This window comes from Pantoea sp. UBA7232 (genome assembly GCF_002473195.1).
GTDB classification, from domain to species: domain Bacteria; phylum Pseudomonadota; class Gammaproteobacteria; order Enterobacterales; family Enterobacteriaceae; genus Pantoea; species Pantoea eucrina.
Genome location: NZ_DKTK01000007.1, coordinates 141,775 through 155,774, shown reverse-complemented (window position 1 = coordinate 155,774; position 14,000 = coordinate 141,775). Strand labels below are relative to the sequence as shown.

Annotated in this window: 11 protein-coding genes and 1 pseudogene; 5 read left to right on the top strand and 7 right to left on the bottom strand. The window is 55.4% G+C overall.

From position 1 onward, the window contains the following. Positions 1–136 precede the first annotated feature (136 nt). The 7 genes and pseudogenes from B4056_RS07740 to rpmH all read right to left on the bottom strand — a co-directional run bounded on the left by B4056_RS07740 (position 137) and on the right by rpmH (position 5,914). A pseudogene (locus B4056_RS07740) lies at positions 137–1,456 on the bottom strand (type II toxin-antitoxin system HipA family toxin). Continuing rightward, a complete protein-coding gene (locus tag B4056_RS07735; protein ID WP_039381479.1) occupies positions 1,456–1,707 on the bottom strand; it encodes a helix-turn-helix domain-containing protein in 252 nt (83 codons plus the stop codon). Before B4056_RS07735 ends, B4056_RS07740 begins: the two are co-directional and overlap by 1 nt. A gap of 352 nt (positions 1,708–2,059) precedes the next feature. Then, a complete protein-coding gene (mnmE, locus tag B4056_RS07730) occupies positions 2,060–3,424 on the bottom strand; it encodes a tRNA uridine-5-carboxymethylaminomethyl(34) synthesis GTPase MnmE (RefSeq protein WP_071668253.1) in 1,365 nt (454 codons plus the stop codon). A 104-nt stretch (positions 3,425–3,528) separates the two neighbouring features. Beyond that, positions 3,529–5,175 (bottom strand): membrane protein insertase YidC, encoded by a 1,647-nt coding sequence (gene yidC, locus B4056_RS07725; protein ID WP_094111677.1) that lies wholly within the window; start codon positions 5,173–5,175, stop codon positions 3,529–3,531. 2 nt (positions 5,176–5,177) lie between these two features. After that, on the bottom strand, positions 5,178–5,435 hold the full coding sequence (gene yidD / locus B4056_RS07720) for a membrane protein insertion efficiency factor YidD (RefSeq protein ID WP_071668252.1): 258 nt from the start codon (positions 5,433–5,435) through the stop codon (positions 5,178–5,180). Next, positions 5,399–5,758 (bottom strand): ribonuclease P protein component, encoded by a 360-nt coding sequence (gene rnpA / locus B4056_RS07715; RefSeq protein WP_071668251.1) that lies wholly within the window; start codon positions 5,756–5,758, stop codon positions 5,399–5,401. Before rnpA ends, yidD begins: the two co-directional genes overlap by 37 nt. A gap of 15 nt (positions 5,759–5,773) precedes the next feature. Beyond that, a complete protein-coding gene (rpmH, locus tag B4056_RS07710; protein WP_003849659.1) occupies positions 5,774–5,914 on the bottom strand; it encodes a 50S ribosomal protein L34 in 141 nt (46 codons plus the stop codon). Positions 5,915–6,513: 599 nt separating this feature from the next. On the opposite strand from rpmH, the gene dnaA reads away from it, so the two are divergent. The 5 genes from dnaA to yidA all read left to right on the top strand — a co-directional run bounded on the left by dnaA (position 6,514) and on the right by yidA (position 13,628). Beyond that, complete coding sequence (gene dnaA, locus B4056_RS07705) at positions 6,514–7,917, top strand: chromosomal replication initiator protein DnaA (protein WP_039381492.1); 1,404 nt, start codon at positions 6,514–6,516, stop codon at positions 7,915–7,917. Positions 7,918–7,922: 5 nt separating this feature from the next. Continuing rightward, entirely contained in the window at positions 7,923–9,023 is a 1,101-nt protein-coding gene (gene dnaN, locus B4056_RS07700) for a DNA polymerase III subunit beta (protein ID WP_039381494.1), read from the top strand. Between the two features lie 86 nt (positions 9,024–9,109). Beyond that, positions 9,110–10,198: a DNA replication/repair protein RecF gene (gene recF, locus B4056_RS07695; protein ID WP_288654309.1), complete on the top strand. Its 1,089-nt coding sequence runs from the start codon at positions 9,110–9,112 to the stop codon at positions 10,196–10,198. A 17-nt stretch (positions 10,199–10,215) separates the two neighbouring features. After that, positions 10,216–12,624, top strand: a complete 2,409-nt coding sequence (gyrB, locus tag B4056_RS07690) for a DNA topoisomerase (ATP-hydrolyzing) subunit B (RefSeq protein ID WP_150034923.1) — start codon at positions 10,216–10,218, stop codon at positions 12,622–12,624. 194 nt (positions 12,625–12,818) lie between these two features. After that, positions 12,819–13,628: a sugar-phosphatase gene (gene yidA, locus B4056_RS07685; protein ID WP_039381505.1), complete on the top strand. Its 810-nt coding sequence runs from the start codon at positions 12,819–12,821 to the stop codon at positions 13,626–13,628. Positions 13,629–14,000 lie beyond the last annotated feature (372 nt).

Sequence of the window (14,000 nt, the reverse complement as noted above, 5' to 3'; positions counted from 1 at the left end):
CTCTATCGTTATACTGTAAAGGAGAAAGGGAGCCAAATAACAAAGATGTATGATCGACTGGCAAAGAGCAGTACGCGCTTATTTCCCGTGCATCAGGGGTTCAGCTGAGCTACAGGCATCCCGGCTTATCGGAAATTTATTCCCAGCCCGCTATCAGTCTGGCTGAACGGGCTTTCAGGCCTTCCAGAATGGCGCTGCTGTTGGCATCGGGAAAGCCAGCCGGCAATTGCCGGGTCACACGCTCAATAACAACATCAACAGAGTTAGCCAGTTCTGTCAGGATCTCTTCCATAACAGAACGCTCAAACCCCACAGCTTTCGCCGTTTGGAAAAAATGGCGCGGGAATATCTGCTCAATGGCGTATTTTTTCCCCTTGCTGCTTGTCAGGCCCATAGCGAGCCTGGCGTCTCTTCGATTGAGGCCCCGGCCGCCAAACACTGGATAGACAGACAAGATGTCGTAAAAAGGAGTCAGGCGAAAACGCCCTTCCGGTTCAATAAAGACCGAGAAGTTTTTTGCATGGCCATCGGTGGCCGCCAGCAGCCAGAATAATACTTGCGCCTTCATAAAGTGATAACGATCCTGCTCTGCGTTGGCTGAACCCAGCAGAGTTTGCATTATATCGTCTATGCCAGGGCCGCCCTGATTTTCATATTTCCGTGCTGAAGGAATATTTAACACCTGACAAAAATCTTCCTGGGGCAGCCGCATTACCCAGCTACCATCCGAGGCATACCGGCGGTCAAACCGTTTCACAGCCAATGCTTTGATATCATTGATATGCAATATAAAGCAATCAGGGACCGGTAAACCGAACTCTTTTGCCAGTTGCGTGCAGAGAAATTCGTTTTCGACGCTGTCTGACAAGTCGAGACTGTATGAGTGGCTCTCTATCTTGCCGATAGGCAATTTGAGAATATGGGTTGTAGGCGAGGTTCCTCTGGGCTGGCACCAGCAATCATTGCTGAACAGCAAGGCAGTTTTCTCCTGTGCGCCTGCCAGCGATATGCGAAAGTCGTCAATTTCTTCAATCATGCCCAGGGGCGCGCCAGCTTTATAGCCTGTGAGTATTTTGGCCAGATCCCGGTCAGACAATGCTTTGTAGTCGATGGTGCGAATGTCGCCCGGCGCGGCATCTTTAGGTAGCAGTTGTAGCGCGCCAACAGTATCGGCACCGATTCGTGCCAAAAGGTCGAAAGGCTGGGTTGAGTCTGCGTTATAGCGGGCCAGGATTCAGCCTCTGATCTCCGGGTTATCTGGCAATAGATTATCGAAGAAGTTATAAACCTCATTGCCCTGATAAGGCTGTCGCCGCAAGGGCATGGAAAGTGATACAGGACGGCTGCCGGTCTGATTAAGCCAGGCCTCAGCATATTGAAATGCATGAGCACCGGTCCCGGCACGGCTAAAAACACCCACCTTATAGCCATTCATGTAGACATCCAGTTCAGCCATTACCACTCCTCTTTCCAGCCTTCAGAGCTTTGGGTATCGCTGCCTTTGGGTTTCACCTCCAGCTCCAGCTCCAGTGCTGACAATATCCTGAAAAAAGTTTCCAGCCTGCTGGTGCCTGGCTGGAGTTCAAAGCTGGATACGGTGTCCTGGCGAATCCCTACCTTGCTGGCCACTTTTCCCTGAGACAGTTTTTTTGACAGACGAACATCTCGCAGGTGAGCGCTGAGCTGGCTGACATTAATAATCTTCATATCGTGGCATCCTGTTAATCGGATGATTTTAATTTACACGCTTAAGCAGGTAAATCAAAGCTTACACGCTATAGCGTGTAAGAAAATTCATGCATGTTATGGTGGGTAATTAGTTGCTGACTGTTATAAACAGTAGCCAGATTATGGACACCCTGGTCAGGAATCGCTTCTGGAAATATTCAAAAAGCAGACCTTATGGAAATTTAAAAGATTGAGGGGAGGGGGTTACCAGTCTCATATCCAGAGAGACGCCTGATGCAGATACCGTTAGGTATCAGAATCAGGCACGAACATTCAAAATAATATTATTATATTCAATTGTTTATTCTATTTTCAGCTATTTCTCGCCGTATTATTTCCCGATACAGAAGCTGGAGAAGATACGGCCCAGCAGATCGTCAGAGGTAAACTCGCCGGTAATTTCGCTGAGCGCCTGCTGTGCCAGCCGCAGCTCTTCCGCGAGCAGCTCACCCGCCCACGCGCCCAGCAGCTGCGCTTTCCCCTGCTGCAGATGCGTGGCGGCACTCTCCAGCGCCTGCAGATGGCGACGGCGCGCAAGGAATCCGCCTTCTATATTGCCGGCAAAGCCCATGCTCTGTTTCAGATGATCGCGCAGCGTTTCCACACCGTCGCCGGTCCGGGCTGAAAGGCGGATTAGCGCATGGCCGTTCATCTCACTCAGCCCCAGGATCTCACCGGTCATATCCGCTTTGTTACGCACCACGGTAATGGGCAGCGCCGCCGGTAAGCGTGCCACAAAGTCGGGCCAGATAGCCGCCGCTTCGGTAGCGTCCGTTGTGGTGCCATCGACCATAAACAGCACCCGATCGGCCTGTTCAATCTCCTGCCAGGCGCGCTCGATGCCGATGCGCTCGACTTCATCACTGGCTTCGCGCAGTCCGGCGGTATCAATGATATGCAGCGGCATTCCATCAATATGGATATGTTCGCGCAGGACATCGCGCGTGGTGCCGGCAATGTCGGTAACGATAGCCGCTTCGCGTCCCGCCAGCGCATTCAGCAGGCTCGACTTACCTGCATTCGGGCGTCCGGCAATCACCACCTTCATGCCCTCACGCAGCAGGCTGCCCTGACGCGCTTCAGCGCGTACGCCATTCAGGTCGCCGATCACCGCATTAAGCTGCGCTTCAATCTTACCGTCGGAAAGAAAGTCGATCTCCTCATCCGGGAAATCGATAGCGGCCTCAACATAGATGCGCAGGTGGGTCAGCGCCTCCACCAGCGCATTTACGCGCTGTGAAAACACGCCCTGCAGCGAGTTCACTGCCGAGCGCGCCGCCTGTTCCGAGCTGGCATCAATCAGATCGGCAATCGCCTCAGCCTGCGCCAGATCGAGCTTGTCATTCAGAAACGCGCGCTCCGAAAACTCACCTGGCTGCGCAATACGCAGGCCGGGCAGGGCGACAATACGTTTCAGCAGCAGGTCCAGGATAACCGGTCCGCCATGCCCCTGCAGCTCCAGCACATCTTCACCGGTAAAGGAGTTCGGACCCGGAAACCACAGCGCAATGCCCTGATCCAGCACGCTGCCATCTGCATCGGTAAAGGGCAGATAATCGGCGTAGCGCGGCTTTGGCAGTTTACCCAGCAGCGCCTGCGCAACGTCTGCTGCCCGGGTGCCTGAGATACGCAGTATACCGACGCCGCCGCGGCCCGGTGGGGTTGCCTGCGCAACGATAGTATCGCTGTGGCTCATGATCGTCCTCTTGCCCGCGCTGTGCCGGGCTGAAAAATAGAAAAAAAACAGGGCGACATAAATGCCGCCCCTTGATTATACCTGTTGCTCAGCCGGGCTGAAGGTTACGCTTTCTTCTTATCGCGGCTGTGCAGGCCCCGTTTTTCCAGGCCGCGGTAAATCAGCTGCTGCTGGAGAATGGTGACCAGGTTGCTGACGATGTAGTACAGCACCAGACCTGCCGGGAACCACAGGAAGAAGACGGTAAAGATCACCGGCATGTAGGTCATGATCTTCTGCTGCATCGGATCGGTCACGGTGGTCGGTGACATCTTCTGAATGAAGAACATGGTGATACCCATCAGCACCGGCAGAATGTAGTACGGATCCTGCGCAGAGAGGTCATGGATCCACAGTACAAACGGTGCGTGACGCAGTTCTACCGAGCCAGAGAGCATATAGTAGAGCGCCAGGAAGATTGGCATCTGAATCACCAGCGGCAGACAGCCACCCAGCGGATTCACTTTCTCCGCTTTGTAGAGCGCCATCATTTCCTGGCTCTGCTTCTGCTTGTCATCGCCCAGACGCTCACGCATCGCCTGAATCTTCGGCTGCAGCATGCGCATCTTAGCCATCGAGGTGTACTGCGCTTTGGTCAGCGGGTACATGATGCCGCGCACGATGAAGGTGATGACGATAATGGAGAAGCCCCAGTTACCGATAAAGCTGTGCAGGAACTTCAGCAGCTTGAACAGTGGCTGAGAGATAAACCACAGCCAGCCGTAATCCACGGTCAGGTCAAGGTGCGGCGCAATCGCAGCCATCTTATCCTGAATTTCCGGGCCGACCCACAGCGTTGCGCCCAGCGTCTGCTGTGCACCTGCACCAACGGTAACCGGCGCTGACTTATAGCCGATCGCCGCTACGCCGTTGCCGAGGTTGCTGGTATACAGGGTGTTATTGCCCTGCGTACGTGGCACCCACGCCGTGGCGAAATATTGCTGCAGCATCGCAACCCAGCCGTTGCTGGTGGTGGTGCTCAGATTCTCGTTATCAGCGATGGTGTCGAACTTATATTTTTCATATTTCGCATCGCTGGTGGAGTAGGCGGCACCGCGGAAGGTGTGCAGCGCAAAGTTGTTGCTGCCCGTGTCGCGATGCTTAGGCAGGTCGATGGTCTGCTTCAGCTGGCCAAACATCGCCACTTCCAGCGGCTGCTGTGAGGTGTTATTGATGTTGTAGTCAACGTTAACCGCGAACTCGCCACGCTTGAAGATGAATGTTTTGGTATAAACCACACCGTTTTCGCCAGTCCAGCTCAGCGGCACACGCAGCTCAGTCTGGCCATCGGCCATATTGAAGCTATCCTGTGCGGCAGTATAGAGTGGACGCGCGCCATTGTTCGGGTTGTCCGGGCCGTTACGACCGGTCAGGCCGCTCTGCGCCTGATAAACAAATGCCGGCGTGGTTTCCAGCAGCTGGAATGGCGCGTCGGAGCCGAGTTTATCCGGGTAGGTCAGCAGCTGAGCCTGTTCAATATCACCACCGCGCGTGTTGATATTGAGTGACAGGACGTCAGTTTTAACGGTGATCGTTTTGCCCTGACCGCTGGCCGGCACGCCGGAAGTGGCGGCATCACCCGCTGCGCTGCTTGTGTTCTGCGTGGTCTGGGTCTGCTGTGGCTGCGGAGCGTGGTCCGTCTGCCAGGCTTGCCAGATCATAAAAGACACGAACAGAAAAGCGATGAGAAAGAGATTGCGTTGCGAATCCATCGTTAATGTTCTCTGGTATCAAAGGTTTTTGGCGGCACAGGATCGTCGCCACCCGGGTTTAGCGGGTGGCATTTTAATACGCGTTTAATCGTCAACCAACTGCCTTTTATCACGCCGAAACGGCGCAGGGCCTCAATCCCGTACTGCGAACAGGTGGGATGGAACCGACAATGAGGTCCCAGCAGAGGGCTGATAGCGCGTTGATAAACGCGTATCAGTGCGATCAGGAGCCGCGAGCCAGGCGACAGTGACGACGCCATAGTTTCTCCAACGCTTCCATCAGTGCCCGGTTATCGAGGTCAGCAATCCCCTTTTTCGCAACAATAACAAAATCCATCGCAGGCAGTTCATGCTGACGCAGACGAAAACTTTCCCGGGTCAATCGCTTGATCCGGTTACGTTCATGCGCGCGCTTTACATGCTTTTTAGCGACGGTAAGACCGATGCGGGGATGCCCCAGCGAATTGCGGCGGCCGAGGATGGTGATTTGCGGCGTGCCAGCCCGAAGAGGTTGCTGGAAGACGAAAGTGAAATGAGCGGGAGTTAACAAACGTAACTCCCTGGGAAATGCGAGCTGAACCACGAGGGTTAGCTTTTATTACTTAGAAACGGTCAGACGAGAACGGCCTTTAGCACGACGACGTGCCAGAACCTGACGACCATTTTTGGTTGCCATACGAGCACGGAAGCCGTGTGAACGGTTGCGCTTCAGTACGGACGGTTGAAAAGTGCGTTTCATGGCGATTTCTACCTAAACTTGAAAAATTTCACTGGGTGACGCGTTTTCGGGGCAGTAAAGCGACCGACGCCTCAATGTGTCTTTAATAAAGAGGCGGGATTGTAATAATTGTACAGTCCGGAGTCAATTTACTTCGCTGGTCGCGGGACCTGAATACCCGGAAACACCGCGATTCCGGGCATTAATGCACCACGTGCCAATGCCGGGTGGGGAATTATACGGCCTGTAAAGGAAAGCGCAAGGATCGTCCAGGATCTTCTTGCGATCGCACACGCTATCCACAGGAAAAAAAACGCGACGGCGGCTGAAAAATTCGCGTCTGCTGCGCGATCTTCGCTTGCTTTTTTGCCAGAACGGATAAACTGTTCAAAGGTTTTACACCCTGTGGATAAATTGGATCAAAACTGTGTAGAAAGGGAAGATCTCTGGTGCGCTTTGCGCTATGATCCGCCCTTCCGCTGACGATCCTCACTGCGATCGCCGGGGATGACTACCGCAGACAGCGGTCGCAGGCGCTTTCTGACCGCCTGTGTCAAAAAAGACAGTTTCTATTATTAGCGCCTTAAATTCTTATCGATTTTGTACGAGTGGAGTCCGCCGTGTCACTTACGCTTTGGCAACAGTGTCTTGCCCGTTTGCAGGATGAATTACCTGCCACCGAATTCAGCATGTGGATCCGTCCACTGCAGGCTGAATTAAACGACAATACGCTGGCCTTGTATGCACCAAATCGGTTTGTACTCGACTGGGTTCGGGATAAATACCTCAACAGTATTAATGGGCTGCTGAACGAGTTCTGCGGCGCAAATGTGCCGTTGCTGCGATTTGAAGTGGGTACGCGTCCTGTGGCGCAGGTTGCTGCTGCACAGCCGGTTATGACCAGCACCGTCAGCGCGCCGGCACCGGTGGAAACCCGTCCGGCACCGGCACAGCTGCTGCGTCCGAGCTGGGATTCAGTGCCGGCACCTGCGGACGTGACCTATCGCTCGAACGTGAACAACCGCCATAACTTCGACAACTTTGTTGAGGGTAAATCAAACCAGCTGGCGCGCGCGGCGGCACGCCAGGTGGCAGATAATCCTGGTGGTGCCTATAACCCGCTGTTCCTTTATGGCGGCACGGGTCTGGGTAAAACGCACCTGCTGCATGCGGTCGGTAATGGCATTATTGCCCGTAAACCCAACGCCAAAGTGGTCTACATGCACTCAGAGCGGTTTGTGCAGGACATGGTAAAAGCGCTGCAGAACAATGCGATTGAAGAGTTCAAACGCTACTACCGTTCCGTGGACGCGCTGCTGATCGATGATATTCAGTTCTTTGCCAATAAAGAGCGCTCGCAGGAGGAGTTTTTTCACACCTTCAACGCGCTGCTGGAAGGCAATCAGCAGATCATTCTCACCTCTGACCGTTATCCCAAAGAGATTAACGGCGTGGAAGATCGCCTCAAGTCACGCTTTGGCTGGGGTCTGACCGTAGCCATTGAGCCGCCTGAACTGGAAACGCGCGTGGCCATTCTGATGAAAAAAGCAGATGAGAACGATATCCGCCTGCCGGGTGAAGTCGCTTTCTTCATTGCCAAACGTCTGCGTTCCAACGTGCGTGAGCTTGAAGGGGCGCTGAACCGCGTGATCGCGAATGCCAACTTTACCGGACGCGCTATTACCATCGATTTCGTGCGTGAAGCGCTGCGCGATTTGCTGGCGCTGCAGGAGAAGCTGGTTACCATCGACAACATTCAGAAAACCGTAGCGGAATATTACAAAATCAAAGTGGCGGATTTGCTGTCGAAACGCCGGTCGCGCTCTGTGGCGCGGCCGCGTCAAATGGCGATGGCGATGGCAAAAGAGCTGACCAACCATAGTCTGCCAGAAATTGGCGATGCGTTTGGTGGCCGGGACCATACCACCGTGCTGCACGCCTGCCGGAAAATCGAGCAGCTGCGTGAAGAGAGCCACGACATCAAAGAAGATTTCTCTAACCTTATCCGAACATTATCTTCCTGACGCATATGAAATTTATTGTTGAACGTGAGCAGTTGCTGAAACCCCTGCAACAGGTAAGTGGTCCGCTTGGCGGACGTCCGACGCTGCCGATCCTCGGAAATTTGCTGCTGCAGGTAAATGAAGGGTCGTTGTTGCTGACCGGAACCGATCTGGAAATGGAAATGGTAGCGCGCGTGGCGCTGAATCAGGCCCACGAGCCTGGCGCCACCACGGTGCCGGCGCGCAAATTCCTTGATATCTGCCGTGGCCTGCCCGAAGGCGCTGAAATCAGCGTTACGCTGGAAGGCGATCGCATGCTGGTGCGTTCCGGGCGCAGTCGTTTTTCACTGTCAACGCTGCCTGCCAGCGATTTTCCTAACCTGGATGACTGGCAAAGCGAGGTTGAATTTACGCTGCCGCAGGCCACGCTGAAGCGGCTGATTGAAGCCACGCAGTTTTCAATGGCGCATCAGGATGTACGTTACTACCTTAACGGTATGCTGTTTGAGACCGAAGGTGAAGAGCTGCGTACCGTTGCAACTGACGGTCACCGTCTGGCGGTCTGCGCCATGCCGATTGGTCAGGCGCTGCCAAACCATTCTGTGATCGTACCGCGTAAAGGGGTCATTGAGCTGGTCCGCCTGCTGGACGGCGGTGAGAACCCGCTGCGCGTGCAGATTGGCAGCAGCAACATTCGGGCGCACGTAGGCGATTTCATCTTCACCTCTAAGCTGGTGGATGGTCGTTTTCCTGACTACCGGCGCGTTCTGCCCAAAAATCCGGACAAGGCGCTGGAGGCGGGCTGCGATCTGCTCAAGCAGGCGTTTGCCCGTGCGGCTATTTTGTCCAATGAGAAATTCCGCGGCGTACGCATCTACATCACTGAAAATCAGCTGAAAATCACGGCAAACAACCCGGAGCAGGAAGAGGCGGAAGAGATGCTGGATGTCTCTTATAGCGGCACCGAGCTGGAGATTGGCTTTAACGTCAGCTACGTACTGGATGTGCTGAATGCGCTGAAGTGCGAGAACGTCCGTCTGCTGCTTACCGACTCTGTTTCCAGCGTACAGATTGAAGACGTAGCCAGTCCAGCTGCGGCATACGTCGTCATGCCGATGAGATTGTAGGGGCGGCATTTATGCCGACCTGACGGATTTTTGCACCACTTCGGGAGCCATTAATGGCTCCCCTACGTTGATCCCCGGAACACGTCATGGCTTTAACCCGCCTTCTGATTAAAGATTTTCGTAATATTGAGCAGGCTGACCTGGACCTCGCACCCGGCTTTAACTTTCTTGTCGGCGCCAACGGCAGCGGTAAAACCAGCGTGCTGGAGGCGATTTATACGCTGGGTCACGGACGGGCGTTTCGCAGCCTGCAGGCGGGGCGGGTGATCCGTCACGAGCAGGAGGCGTTTGTCCTGCACGGGCGTATTGATGGCGGCGGTGAACGCGCGCTGGCGGTGGGGCTGACCAAAAACCGCGCCGGCGACAGCAAGGTGCGGATTGACGGCAGCGACGGGCATAAAGTGGCCGAGCTGGCGCAGCTGCTGCCGATGCAGCTGATTACGCCTGAGGGGTTTACATTGCTCAACGGCGGCCCCAAATACCGCAGAGCCTATATCGACTGGGGCTGTTTTCATGCTTATCCCGGTTTTTTTATCGCCTGGAGCAACCTGCGTCGCCTGCTGAAGCAGCGTAACGCGGCGCTGCGTCAGGCCTCACGCTACAGCCAGATTCGTCCGTGGGATCAGGAGCTGGTGCCGCTGGCCGCGCAGATCAGCGCCTGGCGCGCGGAGTACAGCGCGGCCATCGCCAGTGAGATCACCGCGACCTGCAGCCAGTTTTTGCCTGAGTTTGCCCTGTTATTCTCTTTCCAGCGCGGCTGGGATAAAGAGAGCGACTATGGCGATCTGCTGGAGCGCAATTTTGAGCGCGATCGCGCGCTTACCTACACCGCCAGCGGCCCGCACAAAGCGGATTTCCGCATTCGTGCTGAAGGGACGCCGGTAGAAGATTTACTCTCACGCGGACAGCTGAAGCTGCTGATGTGCGCCCTGCGTTTAGCGCAGGGTGAGTACCTGACGCGCAGCAGCGGACGTCGCTGTTTATACCTGATTGATGACTTCGCATCCGAGCTGGATGACACGCGCCGGCGACTGCTGGCTGAGCGGCTGAAAGCCACGCAGGCTCAGGTGTTTGTCAGCGCTATTGGCACAGAGCATGTAATCGATATGAGCGACGAAAAGGGCAAGATGTTCCGCGTGGAACAGGGTAAAATAGCGGTTCAACCTGAAGATTAAATGAGCGAGAAACGTTGATGTCGAATTCTTATGACTCCTCAAGTATCAAAGTCCTGAAAGGGCTTGATGCGGTACGCAAACGCCCGGGTATGTATATCGGCGATACGGATGACGGCACCGGTCTGCATCACATGGTATTCGAGGTCGTGGATAACGCCATCGACGAAGCGCTCGCCGGACACTGCAGTGACATCGTGGTCACTATCCACGCGGATAACTCCGTGTCGGTGCAGGATGACGGGCGCGGTATTCCAACCGGTATTCACCCGGAAGAGGGTGTCTCGGCGGCGGAAGTGATCATGACCGTTCTGCACGCCGGCGGTAAGTTTGATGACAACTCTTACAAAGTGTCGGGCGGCCTGCACGGCGTTGGCGTTTCCGTGGTTAATGCCCTGTCGCAGAAGCTGGAGCTGACCATTCGTCGCGACGGCAAAGTGCATCAGCAGACCTACGTGCACGGCGTGCCGCAGGCGCCGCTGGCGGTTACCGGCGATACCGAGACGACCGGTACGCGCGTACGCTTCTGGCCAAGCCACGAGACCTTTACCAACGTCACCGATTTTGAATATGAGATTCTTGCCAAACGCCTGCGTGAGCTTTCGTTCCTGAACTCCGGCGTCTCTATTCGCCTGCAGGATAAGCGTGATGACAAGAGCGATCACTACCACTATGAAGGCGGCATCAGGGCGTTTGTGGAGTATCTGAACCGCAACAAAAACCCGATTCACCCTAACGTATTCTATTTCTCTACCGAGAAAGATGGCATCGGTGTGGAAGTGGCGCTGCAGTGGAACGATGGTTTCCAGGAAAACATCTACTGCTTTACCAATAACATTCCGCAGCGCGACGGCGGGACGCATCTCGCCGGTTTCCGTGCGGCGATGACGCGCACGCTCAATGCCTATATGGATAAAGAGGGCTACAGCAAAAAAGCCAAAGTCAGCGCCACCGGTGACGATGCGCGTGAAGGCCTGATTGCCGTGGTTTCCGTGAAAGTGCCGGATCCGAAGTTCTCCTCGCAGACCAAAGATAAGCTGGTCTCCTCCGAAGTAAAATCGGCGGTAGAGCAGCAGATGAATGAGCTGCTGAGCGAATACCTGCTGGAAAACCCGGCGGATGCAAAAATTGTGGTAGGCAAAATCATCGATGCGGCGCGCGCGCGCGAAGCAGCACGCCGTGCGCGTGAGATGACCCGCCGCAAAGGCGCGCTGGATCTGGCCGGCCTGCCGGGCAAGCTGGCAGACTGTCAGGAGCGCGATCCGGCGCTTTCTGAAATCTACCTGGTGGAGGGTGACTCTGCAGGCGGATCGGCGAAGCAGGGGCGTAACCGTAAAAACCAGGCGATTCTGCCGCTGAAGGGAAAAATTCTCAACGTAGAGAAAGCGCGTTTCGATAAAATGCTCTCTTCGCAGGAGGTCGCCACGCTGATCACCGCGCTGGGCTGCGGCATCGGTCGCGATGAGTACAATCCGGATAAACTGCGCTATCACAGCATCATTATCATGACCGATGCGGACGTTGATGGTTCACACATCCGCACGCTGCTGCTGACCTTCTTCTACCGTCAGATGCCGGAAATCATTGAGCGCGGCCACGTCTATATTGCGCAGCCGCCGCTGTTTAAAGTGAAAAAAGGCAAGCAGGAACAGTACATTAAAGACACCGACGCGATGGATCAGTATCAGATCGCCATCGCGCTGGACGGCGCTACGCTGCACACCAACGCCAGCGCACCGGCGCTGGGCGGCGAGCCGCTGGAGAGCCTGGTCGCGGAATACAACAGTACGCAGAAGATGATCAAACGCATGGAGCGTCGCTTCCCGGCGGCGCTGCTGAACGCGCTGGTTTACCATCCAACGCTGGCGGGGCTGGAAGATACCGCTGCCGTCAGCAGCTGGCTGGAGACGCTGGTGGCGTATCTCAACGAGCGTGAAGCACACGGCAGCACCTATGTGGCACAGGTACGCGAAAACCGTGAGCTGCAGCTGGCTGAGCCGGTACTGCGTGTGCGCACCCACGGCGTGGATACCGACTATCCGCTGGATAGCGAGTTTATCGGTGGTCCGGAGTATCGCAAAATCTGTGCGCTGGGCGAGCAGCTGCGCGGCCTGATTGAAGAGGACGCCTATATCGAGCGCGGCGAACGTCGTCAGCCGGTTGCCAGCTTCGAGCAGGCGATTGAGTGGCTGGTGAAAGAGTCGCGCCGTGGTCTCTCCATTCAGCGCTATAAAGGGCTGGGCGAGATGAACCCGGAGCAGCTGTGGGAAACCACGATGGATCCGGACAGCCGCCGTATGCTGCGCGTTACCATTAAGGATGCGATTGCTGCCGATCAGCTCTTTACCACGCTGATGGGCGATGCGGTGGAGCCGCGTCGCGCCTTTATCGAAGAGAACGCGCTGAAAGCCGCAAATATCGATATCTGATACGCTCTGACCCCTCCCGCCCGGGAGGGGTTTTTTATATCCGCAGCGTCCTTTCTCCTGAACCATCCGGCATCTCAACCACCAGGCTCAGCCTGCCGCCCACCGCATCTGCGATCCGCCGCGCCGATAAACTGGTCAATGAGAGCTGAATCGCGCTAGCATGAAAGTCAGACACTGAATTAACCGAGGACGTTATGGCGATAAAACTGATTGCGATCGATATGGACGGCACGCTGCTGAATCCGCAGCACGAAATCACTCCGGCGGTAAAAACAGCGATTGGGCGCGCGCGCGACAAGGGCGTGTCGATTGTGCTGGCGACCGGCCGCCCGTTTGTCGGCGTTGAGCGCTATCTGATGGAGCTGGATCTGCGCCAGCCGGGTCAGTACTGCATCAGCAATAACGGTGCGCTGGCGCACAAGGCCGATAGCGGTGACGTGGTGGCTGAGAAAACGCTGAGCTTTGATGATTACCTCTATCTTGAGCAGCTGGCGCGCGAACTCGGCGTGCATTTTCAGGCGTTCGACAAATCGTCCCTCTATACCCCCAATAAAGACATCAGCGAATACACCATTCATGAAGCCAGCCTGACCGGTATTCCGGTGCGCTATCGTGCGGTTGAAGAGATGGATCCGGCGACGCGCTTCCCGAAAATTATGATGATCGATAAGCCGGCGCTGCTGGATAAAGCGATTGCCAGGCTGCCAGCGCGCATGCAGGAGAGCTACACCGTCCTGAAAAGCGCGCCTTATTTTCTGGAGATCCTCAACCCGCTGGTGAACAAAGGCTATGGCGTGAAGATGCTGGCGGAAAAACTCGGCCTGCAGCAGTCAGAAGTGATGGCGATTGGCGATCAGGAGAACGATCTGGCGATGATTGAGTATGCCGGCACCGGCGTGGCGATGGGTAATGCCATCGACTCAGTGAAAAAGATCGCTCAGTTCGTGACTAAAACCAATATGGAAGATGGCGTTGCGCACGCTATCGAAGAGCTGGTGTTGTAACCCCAGCACGTTTATATGATTCCCGGCACGCTGCGGGAGCCCCGCAGATAATCCCCCTCACCGCGGTATCTCTGTGCCGGTTGTGGAAGGTCGTATGGCCTGCCGCACCGGCATCACCTCCTTCTCAGACCAGCCGCGCGCTTCAGGCTTCCTCATTGCCGTGGTTAAACGCTGACGCTGTGCGCGTCATGACGAGCCGGCAGGGCCTGCCGATCGGTAAAATCCGCATCGATTGTCTGTTTTGTGATCTGAATTGTAGTACGAGATGTATATGTAGTACTACAATCGTCCGCAATGGCTCAGGCAGCCGTTAGGTTTCAAATCAGGAACGCAGTAATCTGACGGGCTGATGCCCTTCATATACCGGACTCC